Below are 16,527 nucleotides of genomic sequence, written 5' to 3' on the forward strand. Positions count from 1 at the left end.
TGTGTATCCCCTCGCCGTTGAGTTGAGACACTCCTGGAAGCCTCCCCGGGCATTCGTTATCGAACGGCTTGCCTTGAAAACCGTTCTGTCTTTTCTAAACCTGCATGACGGTATTGAAGCATAACTTATGCCAAATTGTGGCGATATCCGCTGACATTGCGGACGTGTCCACGCAGCCATAAAGTGACTGGCATGTTCGAGGCCCATTTCCAGACGTTCGAAGAACCCGAAGGCGGCGTGGCGCTGACGGCGCGGTTGGCCGCGTTCCGCGAGGAATTGGCGCGGCGCAAGCTGACCGGCTTCGTCATTCCCCGCGCCGACCAGCAGCAGAATGAATATGTTGCACCGTCCGAGGAGCGGCTGGCGTGGCTGACCGGCTTCACCGGATCGGCGGGGCTTGCGATCGTGCTGATGCAGCAAGCCGCCTTGTTCGTGGACGGGCGCTACACGCTGCAGGCGGGCAAGCAGGTCGACCAAAAGGCCTGGCAAATCCAGCCGCTGGTCGATCCGCCGCCGGAACACTGGCTGACGAAACATCTTTCCGCCGGCGACCGCCTAGGATTTGACCCGTGGCTGCACACTTCTGCGGCAGCCGAGCGTCTCGCGGCGGCGTGCGCCAAAGCCGGAGCCGAGTTGGTTGCGGTCGACAGCAATCCCGTCGACGCGATCTGGACCGAGCGCCCGCGCCCGCCGCTCGGGCCGATCACCATCCACGGCCTGCGATTCGCCGGCGAAGCCGAGGCCATAAAGCTGGAGCGGATCAGGGACGAGATCAACAAGCTCGGCGTCGATGCGCTGGTGCTGTCGGACAGCCACGCGGTGGCCTGGACGTTCAATATCCGCGGCGCCGACGTCTCGCATACGCCGCTGCCGCTCTCTTATGCGCTGGTGCCGAGAGAGGGCCGGCCGACGGTGTTCATTGATCACCGAAAACTTTCGAATCTCACGCGGGACCATCTCGAGCAATCCGCCGATGTCGAGGAGCCGGACCGGCTGACGTTGAAGCTGACGGAACTCGCGCAGCGCGGTGGCTCGATCGCGCTCGACAATGCGACCGCCGCCGACGCACTGAATCGCCTGATCACCAGTGCCGGCGGCACGCCTGTGCGCGGCAACGATCCCGTGAGCCTGTTGAAAGCCGTGAAGAACGCCGCGGAGATCCATGGCACGCGAATTGCGCATCAGCGCGACGCGGTGGCGCTGGCACAATTCCTGGCCTGGATCGACCGCGAGGCGCCCGCCGGCGGGCTTACCGAGATCGACACCGTCGAGGCGCTGGAGACGTTCCGCCGCGATACCGGGGCGCTGAAGGATGTCTCATTCCCGACCATCGCCGGCACCGGGCCGAATGGCGCCATCGTGCACTACCGCGTCACCCGCAAGAGCAACCGCCGGATCGCACCCGGCGATCTGCTCTTGATCGATTCCGGCGCGCAATACGAGGACGGCACCACCGATGTCACCCGCACCATCGCGATCGGCCAGCCGACAGACGAGATGCGCGACCGCTTCACCCGGGTGCTGCGCGGCCATATCGCGATTGCGCGCGCGGTGTTCCCCGACGGCACCACGGGCGCGCAACTCGACACGCTGGCGCGGCAATATCTCTGGCAGGCCGGCATCGATTTCGAGCACGGCACCGGCCATGGCGTCGGCAGCTATCTTTCCGTGCATGAGGGGCCGGCGCGAATCTCAAAGCTCGGCACCACGCCGCTGAAGCGCGGCATGATCCTCTCCAACGAGCCCGGCTACTACAAGACCGATGCTTACGGCATCCGGATCGAGAACCTCGAGCTCGTGATCGGCATCGACATATCAGGCGCCGAAAAGCCGATGAACGGATTCGACACGCTGACGCTGGCACCGATCGATCGCCGGCTGATCGACGTGACGATGCTCAGCGAGGCCGAGCTGAAGTGGCTCAACGACTACCATGCCCGCGTCAGGGCCGAGGTACGCCCGCGGCTCGACGATGACGCCACGAAGCTGTGGCTCGATGAGGCGACGGCGGCGCTGAAGTAGTTGCTGTCATTCCGGGGCGCGTCGAAGACGCGAACCCGGAATCTCGAGATTCCGGGTTCGATGCTTCGCATCGCCCCGGAATGACTCCGTGTTTTCTCGGCCTCCCGGAATCGGCATAGCCGCATGCCGAAACATCCGTATTCGCATCTGCGCATCTCGTTACATTCGCCGCCATGAAAGGATGCGAAGCTGAATGCATGGCGTGATGGGCAAGCCGCCCGACGCGGCAACGAAGGACATCGCGACATCGAAGCTCATGCTGCTGTTGCTCGTCGCCATGACGGGCGTGGCGCCGATCTCGCTCTATATGCTGGTGCCGGCGCTGCCGGTGCTGGCGACGACGTTCGGCCGCGACATCTCGATCGCGCAGATGACGGTGTCGCTGTTCATGGTCGGCATCGCCTGCTCGCAGCTCATCATGGGGCCGCTGTCGGACAAGTTCGGACGGCGGCCGGTGCTGCTGGCCGGCCTCGGCCTGATGGTGGTGGCTGGTATCGGCAGCATTTTTGCGGAAACCCTGCCGCAACTGATCGCGGCGCGCTTCTTCCAGGCGCTCGGCGGCGCCAGCGGCATGGTGGTGAGCCGCGCCATCATCCGCGATCTCTACAGCCGCGACCGCGTCGGCGCCATGATCAGCCTGGTGATCGCCGTGATGATGATCGCGCAGATGCTGAGCCCGCTCACCGGCGGCCTGCTCGAGACCGCGTTCGGCTGGCGCGCGATCTTCTATGCCATCACCGCCGGCGCGCTCGCGGTCGCCGTCGGAATCGCGCTGGCGCTGCCGGAGACGCGCCGCGTCCGCAGCGAAGACAGCAACTTCCGCCGCGATGTCGGCAGCCTGATCAGGAGCCGCGCCTTCATCGGCTATGTGCTGTGCCAGGTGCTGGCCTCGCAGATCATCTTCACCTTCGCCGGCGGCGGACCCTACATCGTGGTCACCCAGATGGGACGCACCAGCGCCGAATATGGCGCGTGGTTCGCGACCACGGGCTTTGCCTATCTGGTCGGCAATCTGCTCTGCGTGCGCTTCGCACCGCGCCATTCGCTGGAACGGCTGATCTGGTTCGGGCTCGCGCTGCAACTCGGCGGCAGCCTGTTGAACCTCGTCTTGAGCCTTACCGGGGTCAACCAGGCCCCGCTCTGGCTGTTCGGCACCCAGATGATCGTGATGGCCGGCAACGCCTTCGTGATGGCGAACTCGGCGGCCGGTGCGATCAGCGTCCGCCCCGAAGCCGCCGGCACCGCCTCCGGCGCGATGGGATTCCTGCAGCAGGGCATCGGCTCGCTGGTGTCGCAGTTCGGCGCCTATCTCGGCGGCCACTCCACCACCACGCTGCCGCTGACGACCGCCATCCTCATCATCTCGATCGCATGTGCCTCGAGCATGATCTTCCTGGTGCCGAAGCGGAACACGGTGGTGAGCGGGGAGATGATCGAGGAAGCGGAAGGGGACGAGGCGGGGATGATGTAGCTGTTGACCTCCAGCGCCGCAACAAACTCGTCATGCCCGGGCTTGTCCCGGGCATCCGCGCAGCACAGATGCCCGAGACGAAAGACGTGGATGGCCGGGACAAGCCCGGCCATGACGGAGGAATGGGCTCACTCCCCGATCAGCTTCAGCCACTCGTCCTCGGTCAGCACGGCCACGCCGTGCTTCTGCGCTTCGGCGAGCTTCGATCCTGCACCGGGACCTGCAACCACATAGTCCGTCTTCTTCGACACCGAGCTGGCCGCCTTCGCGCCCAGTCGCTCGGCGGTCGCCTTGGCCTCGTCGCGCGTCATCTTCTCCAGCGAGCCGGTGAACACGACGGTCTTGCCGGCGATCGCTGAATTGCTCTTGGGCTTTTCGGTATCGATGATCTCGTCGAGCTCCTTGACCAGACGCTCGACGATGCCGCGGTTGTGGCTCTCGCCAAAATAGGCGGCAACGCTCTTGATCACGGTGTCGCCGATCTGGTCGAGCGCATCCATCTCGGCAATCGCCTCCTCGTCACCCTTGGCGACGCGCAGGCAGGCATCATGGAACGCCTCCCACGAGCCATAGCCGCGCGCGAGCGCCAGCGCCGTGGTCTCGCCGACATGGCGCATGCCGAGCGCGTAGATGAAGCGTTCGAGCGCGATCCGGCGCCGGTGCTCGATCGCGGCGAACAGGTTGCGCACCGAGGTCTCGCCGTACCCCTCGATCGCCTCGAGCTTGAGCTTCTGGTTGCGCTTGGGCAGCGTGAAGATGTCGGCGGGCTCCCGCACCCATTCCTTCTCGAAGAAAAATTCGAGCTGCTTCTCGCCGAGGCCGTCGATGTCGAAGGCGCGGCGCGAGACGAACAGCTTCAGGTGCTCGATCTTCTGGAACGGACAGGCGAACTCGCCGGTGCAGCGGGCACGCGCGCCCTCCTCGCCCGTCGCGGTCTCCTCGCGCACGACGTCAGTATGCAGCGGGCACGGGCACTTCTTCGGGAAATGAAACTCTTTGGCGTTCTTCGGCCGCTTGTCGATGACGACATCGACCACCTGCGGGATCACGTCCCCGGCGCGCTGGACCACGACGGTGTCGCCGATCCGGATATCGCGCCCTTCGCGAAGCTGCTCGCCGTGACCGCCGATGCCCTTGATGTAATCCTCGTTGTGCAGCGTGACGTTCTGCACGATGACGCCGCCGACGCCGACCGGCTCGAGCTTGCCGACCGGCGTGAACGAGCCGGTGCGCCCGACCTGGATCTCGATATCGCGCAGCACGGTCATCGCGCGCTCAGCCGGGAATTTATGCGCGATCGCCCAGCGCGGCGTGCGTGACACGAAGCCGAGCCGCTCCTGCCAGTCGATCCGGTCGACCTTGTAGACAACGCCGTCGATATCGTAGTCGAGCTCGGCGCGCTGCTCCTCGATCTTGCGATGGAATGCGAGCAGCTCGTCGACGGAGTGGCAGAGCTTGGTCAGCGGATTGGTCTTGAAGCCGCAGCGCTCGAACCAATGGATCATGCCGCTCTGCGTGTCCTCCGGCATCGCGCTCATCTGGCCCCAGGCATAGGCGAAGAAGCCGAGCGGCCGCGAGGCGGTGATGGTCGGATCCTTCTGACGCAGCGAGCCCGCGGCCGAATTGCGCGGATTGGCGAAGACGGTGTCGCCGGCAGCCTTCTGGCGTTCGTTGAGCGCGAGGAAGGCCCTCTTGGTCATGTAGACCTCGCCGCGCACCTCGCAGATGTCAGGCACGTTGCGACCCTTCAGCTTTTGCGGGACATCCTCCAGCGTTCGGATGTTGGCGGTGACGTCCTCGCCCTCGGCGCCATCGCCGCGAGTCGCGGCGGTGACGAGCTCGCCGCCCTCATAGCGCAGCGACATCGACAATCCGTCGATCTTCGGCTCGGCGGAGAAATCGATCTTGTCGTCACTGAGCCTGAGGAAGCGCACGATGCGGTCGACGAAGTCGCGCACGTCGCCTTCGGCAAAGGCGTTGTCGAGGGAGAGCATCGGCAACGAATGCCGCACCTTCTTGAATCGTCCCGACGGCGCAGCGCCGACCTTCTGCGACGGCGAATCAGGGGTGACGAAGTCGGGAAAGCGCTTCTCGATCGCGTTGTAGCGCTGACGCAGCGCGTCGTATTCGGCGTCGGTGACGGTCGGCGCGTCTTCCTGGTAATAGCGCCGGTCATGCGCCTCCAGTTCGAGCGCGAGCCGCGTATGCTCGACCTTGGCCTGCGCCTTGGTGAGCTTGTCGACGTCGGGGAGCGCGCGCGCTTTTGCTGCCTTGGCCATGGCACACGATCACGCGGTTGCCGCGCGCAACAGGCGCTCCGCCGCCGCCCTCGCCTCGGCGGTGATCTCGGCGCCGGCGAGCATGCGGGCGATTTCCTCGCGGCGGTGGTCGGCGGCAAGCGCGTTGACGCGGGTGGCGACGCGCTTGCCCTTGTCGAGCGCGTCCTTGGAAATCAGCAAGTGCTGGCTGGCGCGGGCTGCGACCTGCGGCGCATGCGTCACCGCCATCACCTGCACCTTGTCGGCGAGCCGCGACAGCCGCGCGCCGATCGCGTCCGCCACAGCGCCGCCAACGCCGGTGTCGATCTCGTCGAACACCAGCGTCGGCGCCGAGCCGCGGTCGGACAGCACGACCTTCAGCGCCAGCAAAAAGCGCGACAGCTCGCCGCCGGAAGCGACCTTCATCAGCGGCCCCGGTTTTGTCCCCGGATTGGTCTGGACCCAGAACTCGACGCGATCGATGCCTTCCGGCCCGGGGGAGGTCGCATCGGTCTCGACCTGCGTCATGAATTTCGCGCGCTCGAGCTTCAGCGGCGCCAGTTCGGCGTTGACGGCCTTATTGAGCTTTTCGGCGGATTTGGTCCGCACCGCCGACAGTCTTGTTGCCGCCGCGCCGTAGCGCTTATCGGCTTCCGCTGCCGCGGCTTCGAGCTTCTTCAACTGGTCGGCTCCGGCATCGATCAGCGCGACGTCGGCGGCATATTTGCTGGCGAGCGCGGCCAGTCCATCGACCGGGGTCGCATATTTGCGCGAAGCGGCGCGCAGCGCGAACAGGCGCTCCTCGATGCGCTCGAGCTCGGCCGGATCGAAATCGGCGGCCGCAAGTGCAGCGTTGAGGTGCTGGTCGGCCTCTTCGAGCGCGTTGATGGCGGTATCGATCGCCTTCACCGCGGGCTCCACCAGCGCCGGCGAGCTGGCGGCGCGGCGCTCCAGGCGGCGCACGGCGGCCGACAGCGCCGCCACCGGCGAATGCGGGCCCGAGATCGCCTCCTGCGCCTCCCGCAGGTCGGTGGCGATCTTCTCGCCCTGCATCATGGTGGTGCGGCGGCCCGCGAGCTCGGTCTCCTCGCCGTCCTTTGGCGCCAGCGTCTTCAGTTCCTGCGAGGCGTGGCGCAGGTAATCGGCCTCTCGCGCGGCGCGTTCCATGCCGGCGCGATGCTCCTCCAGCGCAGCGTTGGCGCTGCGCCGCGCCTCCCACAGCGATTCCAGCGCCGCCACGTCCTTCTCGAGCCCGGCAAAGGCGTCAAGCAGCCGCCGATGGGTCGAGGCATCGACCAGGGCGCGCTCGTCATGCTGGCCGTGGATTTCGACCAGTGCGGCGCCCACTGCCTTCAGGGTCTGCACAGAGATCGCCTGGTCGTTGATGAAGGCGCGGGTGCGGCCGTCAGCGAGCTGCACGCGGCGCAGGATCATCTCGCCGTTATCGTCGAGCCCGTTATCGGCCAGCAGCTTTGCCGCCGGGTGATTTTTGGGCACGTCGAAGGTCGCCGTCACCTGCCCCTGCTCGGCGCCGTGCCGCACCAGCCCGGCATCGCCGCGGCCGCCGAGGGCCAGCGCGAACGCATCGAGCAGGATCGATTTGCCCGCGCCGGTTTCGCCGGTCAGCACCGCAAGGCCACGGGAGAATTCGATATCGAGCCGTTCGATCAGGACGATGTCACGGATCGACAGACGCGCCAGCATGTGAGGACTATTCCAGGCCTATAATATCTTCTTGAAGGTCCTGCTGATCCAGGAACCCTGATTCTCGCTCGGCTCGAGACCGCCGGACCTTACTAGATTATAGGCGTCCTTGTACCAGCGGCTGTCAGGAAAATTGTGCCCAAGCACGGCGGCTGCGGTCTGGGCCTCGCTCGGGATGCCGATCGCCATATAGGCCTCGGTGAGCCGCGCCAAGGCCTCCTCGACATGCCGGGTGGTCTGATACTGCGTAACCACGGTCTTGAAGCGGTTGATTGCGGCGGTGAAGTCGCGCCGCTCCATGTAGTAGCGGCCGACATTCATCTCGCGGCCGGCGAGCTGGTCGCGCGCGCCTTCGAGCTTGGCCTTGGCGGAGGTCGCATATTCCGAGGTCGGATATTTGCGAATCACCTCTTCCAGAGCCGCGATCGCCTTCTCGGTGCGGGTCTGGTCGCGGGTGATGTCCGGGATCTGGTCGTAATGCGAGGCTGCGATCAGGTATTGCGCGTAGGCAGCATCCGGACTGCCGGGATGCAAGGTGACGTAACGCGTCGCCGAGCCGATGCAGGTATCGTAGTCGCCTTGCTGGTAGGAGGAATAGGCCGACATCAGGAGCGATTTGCGCGCCCAATCGGAATAGGGATGCTGCCGGTCCACCTCCTCGAACTTCTTCGAGGCCGCACGAGGATCCTTGCGCTGGTTCATCAGGTACAAGCCCTCATTGTAGAGCTTGTCCGCGGGCTCCTCGACGAAGGTGTCGTCCTTGGCCAGGAACTTGTCCCACAGCGGACCGGTACCGCAGCCACCCAACGGCAGCGCCAGCACGATCAGGCCCGCGGCCAGCCGCAACAATGACGCCCATCCGGCGCGGCCGGCCGATGAGGTGCATGATTCGTGCGTGCTACGCGATAACGGCATGAATGTGAGAACCCGGCGCCTTGGAAGCGATTGATGGCGATCTGTCCACGAACGAGGCCATGGACGGAAATTTTCCCCGCGCCTGTGCTGCCCCGTGCAACCGCAGGCCTGTCTAGCCGAAAAACGACCTTGGACCAACCGAATACGGAGCCAATCCGCCCGGATTAAGGCGGCCCCAAGACGGTCGTGATCGGCTGTGGTTACTGCGGAAATTGCAGAAAAACGCTAATGGAAAGCGTGTTTAGGACACGTCCGGGCCGTAGGCCGGCGCGATCAGGCCGCCGACGGTGGCACTGCCGGCTTCGGCGACGGTGCGCGAACGACGTGCGGTCTCCGATTCGACCACCCGCCAGGCGCTGCGATCGGAAAGCAGCGCGGTCAGCGCCGCGTGGTTCAGCTTGTGACCACCGCGAACCGAGCGATAGGCGCCGAGGATCGGGAGGCCGGCCAGCGCGAGATCGCCGACCACATCCAGCACCTTGTGGCGGACGCATTCATCACGGAACCGCAGACCTTCGGTGTTGAGCAGACGAGTCTCGTCGAACACCACCGAGTTTTCGAAGGAGGCGCCAAGCGCGAAACCTGCGCTCCACAGCCGCGCCACGTCGTTCATGCAGCCGAAGGTGCGCGCACGCGAAATCTCGCGACGGAAGCTCTCGGCGGAAAGATCGAAGCAGTAGCTCTGGCGGCCGATCAAGGGATTGGCGAAGTCGATCTCGACTTCAGCGCGGAAGCCGCCGGCAAAGGGACGGAACTCACCGAAGCAGTCGCCGATCGCGACCTGCACCGGCTTCAGGACCTGGAGAACGCGGCGGGCGGCGGATTGGGTGACGATACCAGCCTGATCGACCGCGGCGACAAAGGCCGCAGCGCTGCCGTCCATGATCGGCACTTCCGGACCGTCGATTTCGATGGTGGCGTTGTCGACCCCCATGCCGCGCAGCGTAGCCAGCACATGTTCGGCGGTCGATACCAGCGGTCCCTCGCGGTCGCCCAGGACGGTCGCGAATTCAGTCGCGATCACGGCGTCGGCGGTGGCGTGAACTTCGCGGTCGGCCCCGTCGAGACCCGTCCGGATAAAAGTGTAGCCGGTGTCAACGGGAGCAGGTCCAATGGTCAGGCTGACCGGTAAACCGGAGTGAACGCCGACGCCCGTCACGGTGGCCTGCGACCGAAGCGTTGTTTGACGGCTCAATTTCATCCGATATGCGCCCACTACCCGACGTAACCTAAGACGAGGCGGCCTTACTTCCCCAACCGACTCGCTTAGGCATCCCCAAAGTTGGACAGACCATAGTCACCGCCCGAAAGCGTACAACTCACGCTTCTTTACCGATTGTTACCCCATCTCCGCCGCAATCGCGCCAAGGCTTAACCAAATTGCGGAGCGGCCGGACACCCTTTCGGTACCATGACCAAGTCATGGAATACCTGATTAATCATTTAATTTCAGTTACTTGTTTGCCGGTCTACGACTGCGGAGACGGTAAAAGAAAAGAGCCCCGGCGGGTTCCGCCGGGGCTCTGTGGATGGTCAGGACTGTAACAAAGCTCAGTTTGCCTGCCGGCGCAGGAAGGCCGGGATATCAAGATGATCGTCTCCCTGTGGCGTCGGCGCAACAGGTGCCGGCCGTCCATGGGCATCCAATCCTTGGGGCGCCGGACGCTTCGCATACTCCGATACCGGATCGTGCGCCGCCATTTGCTGCGCCACGCTGCGTTGCGGCTTGCGCTCCGGCAGCGGCGGCATGGCCGGTCCGGAGGCGCGGGCCGCCACCGGCGGTTCGCTCTCCTCCTCCCGGCGGCCGAGGCCGACATTGGCGAGCCGCTGCAAGAGCGACAGGCGGGTCTTCTGCGGATGTTCCTCCTCGGCCTCACCACGGGCCTGGCGAATCTCCGCCTGGGCCGGCATCGGCAGGTCCTCGAACTTCGGCATCCGCGGCGTGCGCACCGGCGGCCGCTCGGCGGTCGGCGGAATGAAGTTTTCCGGCGTCGCCGGCTCATGGGGCTCGACCCTGGTCGTTTCCGGATCGGGGAACAGGGTCGGCTTCTGCGCGATCGGACGGACGGTGACGTCGCCATAGGATGCCGGCTGCATCGGCGCGGCCTGCTGTTCCGGCGACACGGCGGCGGCGATGGCGGCGAGCGCGGCACGCTCGACGCTGCCCTGCTGGCGCAGCGGCGGCGGGGCGGCAGGCGCCGGCGCGGCGGGCGCAGCCATCGGGGCGCCGCCGGCTTCCAGCTTATGGGCACGCTCGGCCAGGCGCTGGTTGTCGGCGCGCAGCCGCGCGGTCAGGTCGGCGAGCCGGCTCTCGGGCGAACCGTTGCCGGTCGGCGCAGGCGCAGCGGGGGCCGCGGCGGCGTTGCGGGCGATCGCGGCCTGCTCGATGCCGGTCGCAACCACGGAGACGCGGATGATGCCGTCGAGCGTCTCGTCGAAGGTGGCGCCGACGATGATGTTGGCGTCGGGGTCGACCTCCTCGCGGATGCGGGTAGCGGCCTCGTCGACCTCGAACAAGGTGAGATCCTTGCCGCCGGTGATCGAGATCAGGAGGCCCCTGGCACCCTTCATCGAGGAGTCGTCGATCAGCGGATTGGCAATCGCGGCCTCGGCGGCGGTGAGCGCGCGCTTCTCACCGGTCGCCTCGCCCGTGCCCATCATCGCCTTGCCCATCTCGCGCATCACGGCGCGGACGTCGGCGAAGTCAAGGTTGATCAGGCCTTCCTTGACCATCAGGTCGGTGATGCAGGCAACGCCCGAATAGAGCACCTGGTCGGCCATCGCAAAAGCGTCGGCGAAGGTGGTCTTCTCGTTGGCGACCCGGAATAGGTTCTGGTTCGGGATGATCAGCAGCGTGTCGACCACCTTGTGCAGCTCGGAGATGCCGTTCTCGGCGGTGCGCATGCGGCGCTGGCCTTCGAAGTGGAACGGCTTGGTCACCACGCCGACGGTGAGGATGCCCATCTCGCGCGCGGTCTTGGCGATCACGGGAGCAGCGCCGGTGCCGGTGCCGCCGCCCATGCCGGCGGTGACGAACACCATGTTGGCGCCGGTGAGGTGATCACGGAGCTCGTCGATGACCTCCTGCGCGGCGGCCGCGCCGACATCCGGCTGCGAGCCGGCGCCGAGGCCCTGGGTCACCTGCGTGCCCATCTGGATGATGCGCTGCGCCTTCGACATGGTCAGGGCCTGCGCGTCTGTATTGGCGACGACGAAATCAACGCCCTGCAGCCCGGCGGTGATCATGTTGTTGACGGCATTGCCGCCAGCGCCACCGACGCCGAAGACGGTGATCCGCGGTTTCAGCTCGCTGATGTCAGGAGGGGTCAGATTGAGTGCCATGGTTGCCTCTCGATTACGCGCGCGCGTAGGTTCGCCCCGGCCTGCGGCCGCGGGAGCTGGTGAAAATCTTGTGGGCCTTAAGCGTGGTCATCAGAAGCCCTCGCGAAGCCATCGTCCGACCTTTCCGAAATAACCGTCAGTCCCTGTCTTGAGCTGCCGCGTGTGCCGCGGTTCAACATGTTCGAGGTGAGCGTATTGCGGATAGACCAGAAGCCCGGTGGGCACCGCGAACGACGGCCCCTTGGCCTCGTTGGGCAGACGGCCGAAGCCGAGCGGACGGCCGATCCGCACCGGCCGATTGAGAATGCGGGTGGCGAGCTCGATCATGCCGGTGAGCTGCGCGGCGCCGCCACTGAGCACGACCCGCGCCCTCGGCTCTGCCGCAAACGGGGAGGCCTTGAGCCGGTCCCGGACCATCTCAAAAATCTCCTCGGCGCGATGCCGGACGATGTTCGCAATCGTGGCGCGGGAGACGATCTGCGGCGTATCGCGTTCGTCGCCGGCGGTCGGGACCGACATCAGCTCGCGCGCATCCGAGCCGCCAGTTAGCACGGTGCCATATAACGTCTTGATTCGCTCGGCATCCGCAATGCACGCGCCGATGCCACGCGCGAGATCCATCGTGATGTGCTGCCCGCCGAGCGCAAATCCCGACGCATGCACGAAGCGTCCGCCCGAATAGGTCGCGATCGTGGTCGAGCCGGCGCCCATTTCGACCACGGCGGCGCCGAGATCGGCTTCGTCATCGGTGAGCACCGAGAGGCCGGCGACATAGGAGCTTGCCGCCATCGCCTCGACGTTGAGGTGGCAACGCTCGACCACGAGCATCAGGTTCTTGGCAACGGTGGCGTCGGCCGTGACGACGTTCATGTCGACGCCGAACTGGCGCGCCACCATGCCGCGCGGATCGCGGATTCCCTTGACCCCATCGAGCGCGTAGCCGACCGGCAGCGCGTGCAGCACGGTCCGCCCATGGGCGGTCGCGTGGATCATGCCGGCTGTGGTGACGCGGCTGATGTCGGCTTCCGTCACCGAGCCGCCGCGAATGTCGGCAGCAGCCTCGACGAGCTGGCCCGCGGGCCGGCCGCCGGCAACCGGCAGCAGCACGGATTCGACACGGACCTTGGCCATGCGCTCGGCAAGCGCCACCGCATGACGCACCGCCTTCTCGCATTCGGCGAGATCGACCACCGCGCCGGCCTTGACGCCGCGCGACTGGATCTGGCTGTAGCCGATCAATTCCACCGCATGGGTGCGGCCGCGCAGGGCTTCGCTCGGCGGCGACGGCTTCAGCCGCGCGATCATGCAGGCGATCTTGCTGGTGCCGATATCGAGCGAAGCCACAAGCGCGGTGCGCTTGTGGGCCATCGGGCGTGTCTTCGGCGTCAGATTGCGATCTAGGACGGTCATGCGTCACCGCCCTTCTTCTTGGACTTCTTGTCCTTGAACAGCTCCTCGCGCGCCTTTGCCGCGTCCTCGGACAGTTGCACCGTCAACCGGTCGGGCAGGCGCATGTCGACGGCGACGATGTAGCGCGAGAACAGCCGGTCTTCCTTGTCGAGCTTGGAGAGCGCGGCGAGCGCATTGCCGACGTCGTTCTCGGGCAGGCGGATGTCGAGGCCATCCTTGAGCCGCAGGTTCCAGCGCCGTTCGCCGACGAAGATCGCGGCCTTGGTCACCGAGCGCACCTGCGGATAGCGATCGAGCAGCGCCAGGAAATCCTTGGCCCTGGTCTCGGCCCCCTTGCCGACCACGAGCGGCAACGTGAGAAAGCGGCGCGACACGTAGGGCTCGAGGACCGCGCCATCATCCGCGACCACGGACAGGCGCCCATCCTGCTGCCACAGCGCGAACGCATTGCGCTCGACGATGTCGATCTGGAGCTGGCCCGGATAAAGCTTCAGGATCGTCGCGTCGGCGATCCAGGGATTGGCCTTCAGCCGATCACGCACGGTCGCGGCATCCAGGAACAACAGCGAGGAGCGGCCATTGACGCCGCCGATCGCCAGCACCTCGTCCTGGCTCAACTGCTTGCGGCCGTTGATGGCCACGGTGGTGATTCGGAAGCCTGCCGAGTTGGCGAGCGCGTTGCGCGCATCCGAAAGTCCCGTGACGAATTCGTCGACATGGCCGCCCTTGACGATGCCGAGGCCGGCGCTGCCGAGCAGGATGAAGACGGTGGCGGCAAGACCGACGCGGCGCGGCAGATAGCGCTCGATCAGAAGGATGAAGCGGCTGGGCGGATCGCGATCGATCACGGGCGGGGCGCGGCGGACACGACGACTGGCACGACGGCGGGCAAAATACTCGCGCAGCAGCACCGCCGCTCCAATAGCGGCTGCTTTCAGGTCAGCTTCGGGCCTCAGCGATCGCAGTGATCGAGTGAGGCGGCCTGCACCATCCATTGCACGAGCTCGTCAAACTTTGTGCCCGCAACACGTTTGCGGGTCCTGGCGCACACAACGTCTCGGTGATGCCGGCCTGGGTGTCGAAGCCAGTAAGAAAGGCCCCCCGTCCCTCGTTACGCGTGTCGAAGTGAAAGTTCCCGCGACAGCTCACGCCCGGCAGCCAAGCGCTACATGCGCCGCCAGCGTTAACCTTCGGACTTCCTGGTAAACAAAAGGTAAAAGCGGTTAACGCAGAACAGGTTTTGATGAGCAATGTGCGTACTTTGCCACGCAATCCTTAGGATTTTAGCAATCCCGGGGGCCGATTCGGGATGGAACCCGGTTCCCGACGCTTCTACACGCTCCCCCGTCATTCCGGGGCGATGCCACCGGGTCCGCGCGAAGCGCGGCCCGATGACAGGCTCCGCATCGAGCCCGGAATCCATTTCGCCAGTAGCGCTGCGGCCCGATGGATTCCGGGTTCGCGCTTCGCGCGCCCCGGAATGACGGACGGAGGGATGGCGCTAACTAACCCACCCTAACCGCCCGCCGCTTGGCCAATTCGATCTGTTCGTGCAGGAAATCGACGAATTCGATGCCCTGCGCCTTGAGCGCCTTCGGGTAGAGCGAGGCCTTGGTCAGCCCAGGCAGCGTATTGGTCTCCAGATAGATCGGCCCCTTGGCGGAGACGATGAAGTCGGTGCGGGAATAGCCGCTGCAGGACAGCGCCCGGTGGGCGCGGAGCGCGAGGTCCATGATCGCGGCGCTGATATCAGGCGAAAAGCGCCCGGGGCAGATCTCCTGGGTCGATTTGAGCAGGTATTTTGCGGTGTAGTCGAACGCGCCCTCCGCCGGCACGATCTCGATCGGCGGCAGCGAGAAGATTGCGCCGTCGGAGCGCTCCAGCACGCCGCAGGTTGCCTCCACGCCCGCAACGAACGGCTCGATCAGATAGTCCTCCGTCCTGGCGGCGTTGCGGACGGCAACGATGTCCTGCTTCGCATTGACGAAGATCAGGCCGTAGCTCGATCCGTCGCGCGCAGGCTTGGCGATCAGCCTGCCATATTCGGCGAAGGCAGCGTCAATCTCGTCCAGCGCGATGCCGCCCGGCGCCGGCACGCCAGCAATCGCCGCGAATCGCTTCGCCGCGACCTTGTCGAAGGCAAGATGCGAGGAGGCCGAACCCGAACCGGTGAAGGGGATGCCGCGCATCTCGCACATCGCCTGCAATTCGCCGTTCTCGGCGCTCCCGCCGTGCAGGCCAAGCACCAGCACGCGATCCTCGCGGGCAGCCTGGTCAAGCGCTTGCGCGAGCGGGACGCCGCGGGTGCCGGGCCTGAACTCGTCCTGGAAGGGCCTCGCATGTTCGAGAAGCTGCTCGGACCGCACGACATGGACATTGTCGGCCACGTCCCAGAACCAGAGATCGGCTTCCGGCAAAGCCTGGTGCAGTGCCTGCGCGCTTGCCACCGAGACAAGGCGTTCCTTGTTGCTGCCGCCGAAGAGAATGGTCGTTCGCATCAGCTTCGCTCGATCCCGATTCGCTTGATTTCCCAGTGTAGCTCGATTCCCGACGTCTCTTTCACCCGCTGCCGTACGGTTTCGCCGAGCGTCTCGATATCGTGTCCGGTGGCATTGCCGGTGTTGATCAGGAAATTGCAGTGCATCTCCGAGACCTGGGCGCCGCCGACGCGCAGGCCGCGGCAGCCGGCGGCATCGATCAATTTCCAGGCGCTGTTGCCCGGCGGGTTCTTGAATGTCGAGCCGCCGGTCTTCTCGCGAATCGGCTGCGCTGTCTCGCGGTGGGCCTGCACCTCGTTCATGCGCGTGCGGATCGCCTCGGGCGCAGTGATCCTGCCGCGAAAGCGCGCGGAGGTGAAGATGATCGAGGGATCGACGCCGCTGCTCCGGTAGACGAATTTCATGTCGGCATTGGTGAAGACATGCCTAGTGCCGTCGCGGCCAATGCCGGTGGCGTCCAGCAGCACATCCTTGGTCTCGCCGCCGTTGGCACCCGCATTCATGCGCAGCGCACCGCCGACAGTGCCGGGGATGCCGAAGAAGAACTCCATGCCGCCGATATTTGCAGCCGCCGCCGTCTCGGCCACGCGCTTGTCGAGCGCAGCAGTGCCGGCGCTGACGATGTCGCCTTCGGCCCTGGTCTCGCCGAATGCGCGCGGCGCGAGGCGGATCACGACGCCCGGCATCCCGCCGTCGCGCACGATCAGGTTCGAGCCGACGCCGACGACATAAACCGGCAAATCCTGCGGCAGGCGCGCCAGGAAATAAGCGAGGTCGTCCTCGTCCGCCGGCGTGAACAGCACCTGCGCCGGTCCGCCGACGCGAAACCACGTCAGTTCCGCCAGCGACTGGTTCGCCAAGAGGCGCCCGCGCAAGTCCGGCATCGCGGCTTTCAGTTCGAGGGTGA

Annotated in this window: 11 protein-coding genes; 2 read left to right on the forward strand and 9 right to left on the reverse strand. The window is 65.7% G+C overall.

The genetic code is table 11. The features are described from left to right. Positions 1-192: 192 nt before the first annotated feature. Together AC5ZG1_RS09660 and AC5ZG1_RS09665 are read left to right on the forward strand one after the other, a co-directional pair. The gene (locus tag AC5ZG1_RS09660) at positions 193-2,022 is read left to right on the forward strand and encodes an aminopeptidase P family protein (RefSeq protein WP_496132706.1); all 1,830 of its coding nucleotides are present in this window, start codon (positions 193-195) and stop codon (positions 2,020-2,022) included. Between the two features lie 193 nt (positions 2,023-2,215). Then, positions 2,216-3,493, forward strand: a complete 1,278-nt coding sequence (locus AC5ZG1_RS09665) for a multidrug effflux MFS transporter (protein ID WP_130230375.1) — start codon at positions 2,216-2,218, stop codon at positions 3,491-3,493. A 128-nt stretch (positions 3,494-3,621) separates the two neighbouring features. Here the strand turns inward: AC5ZG1_RS09665 and ligA are convergent, their stop codons facing one another. The 9 genes from ligA to murB form a co-directional block, all read right to left on the reverse strand. After that, positions 3,622-5,772 carry an NAD-dependent DNA ligase LigA gene (gene ligA / locus AC5ZG1_RS09670; RefSeq protein WP_130230373.1) on the reverse strand — a complete coding sequence of 717 codons (2,151 nt, stop codon included), beginning with the start codon at positions 5,770-5,772 and terminating at the stop codon, positions 3,622-3,624. A 9-nt stretch (positions 5,773-5,781) separates the two neighbouring features. Next, positions 5,782-7,455, reverse strand: coding sequence for a DNA repair protein RecN (recN, locus tag AC5ZG1_RS09675; RefSeq protein ID WP_463327869.1), 1,674 nt, complete (start codon positions 7,453-7,455; stop codon positions 5,782-5,784). Between the two features lie 18 nt (positions 7,456-7,473). Beyond that, positions 7,474-8,370, reverse strand: a complete 897-nt coding sequence (locus tag AC5ZG1_RS09680; RefSeq protein WP_028167491.1) for an outer membrane protein assembly factor BamD — start codon at positions 8,368-8,370, stop codon at positions 7,474-7,476. 241 nt (positions 8,371-8,611) lie between these two features. Further along, positions 8,612-9,571, reverse strand: coding sequence for a UDP-3-O-acyl-N-acetylglucosamine deacetylase (gene lpxC / locus AC5ZG1_RS09685; RefSeq protein ID WP_456642447.1), 960 nt, complete (start codon positions 9,569-9,571; stop codon positions 8,612-8,614). Positions 9,572-9,921: 350 nt separating this feature from the next. Then, positions 9,922-11,712 (reverse strand): cell division protein FtsZ, encoded by a 1,791-nt coding sequence (ftsZ, locus tag AC5ZG1_RS09690; RefSeq protein ID WP_496132707.1) that lies wholly within the window; start codon positions 11,710-11,712, stop codon positions 9,922-9,924. 90 nt (positions 11,713-11,802) lie between these two features. Continuing rightward, positions 11,803-13,122, reverse strand: coding sequence for a cell division protein FtsA (gene ftsA, locus AC5ZG1_RS09695; RefSeq protein WP_028167494.1), 1,320 nt, complete (start codon positions 13,120-13,122; stop codon positions 11,803-11,805). Next, entirely contained in the window at positions 13,119-14,117 is a 999-nt protein-coding gene (locus AC5ZG1_RS09700; protein ID WP_496132708.1) for a cell division protein FtsQ/DivIB, read from the reverse strand. Before AC5ZG1_RS09700 ends, ftsA begins: the two co-directional genes overlap by 4 nt. Positions 14,118-14,627: 510 nt before the next feature. Beyond that, complete coding sequence (locus tag AC5ZG1_RS09705; protein WP_496132709.1) at positions 14,628-15,620, reverse strand: D-alanine--D-alanine ligase family protein; 993 nt, start codon at positions 15,618-15,620, stop codon at positions 14,628-14,630. After that, positions 15,620-16,504, reverse strand: coding sequence for a UDP-N-acetylmuramate dehydrogenase (gene murB, locus AC5ZG1_RS09710; RefSeq protein ID WP_496132842.1), 885 nt, complete (start codon positions 16,502-16,504; stop codon positions 15,620-15,622). The genes AC5ZG1_RS09705 and murB overlap by 1 nt, the downstream gene beginning before the upstream one ends. Positions 16,505-16,527: the final 23 nt, after the last annotated feature.

The organism is Bradyrhizobium sp. Leo78, from assembly GCF_059512425.1.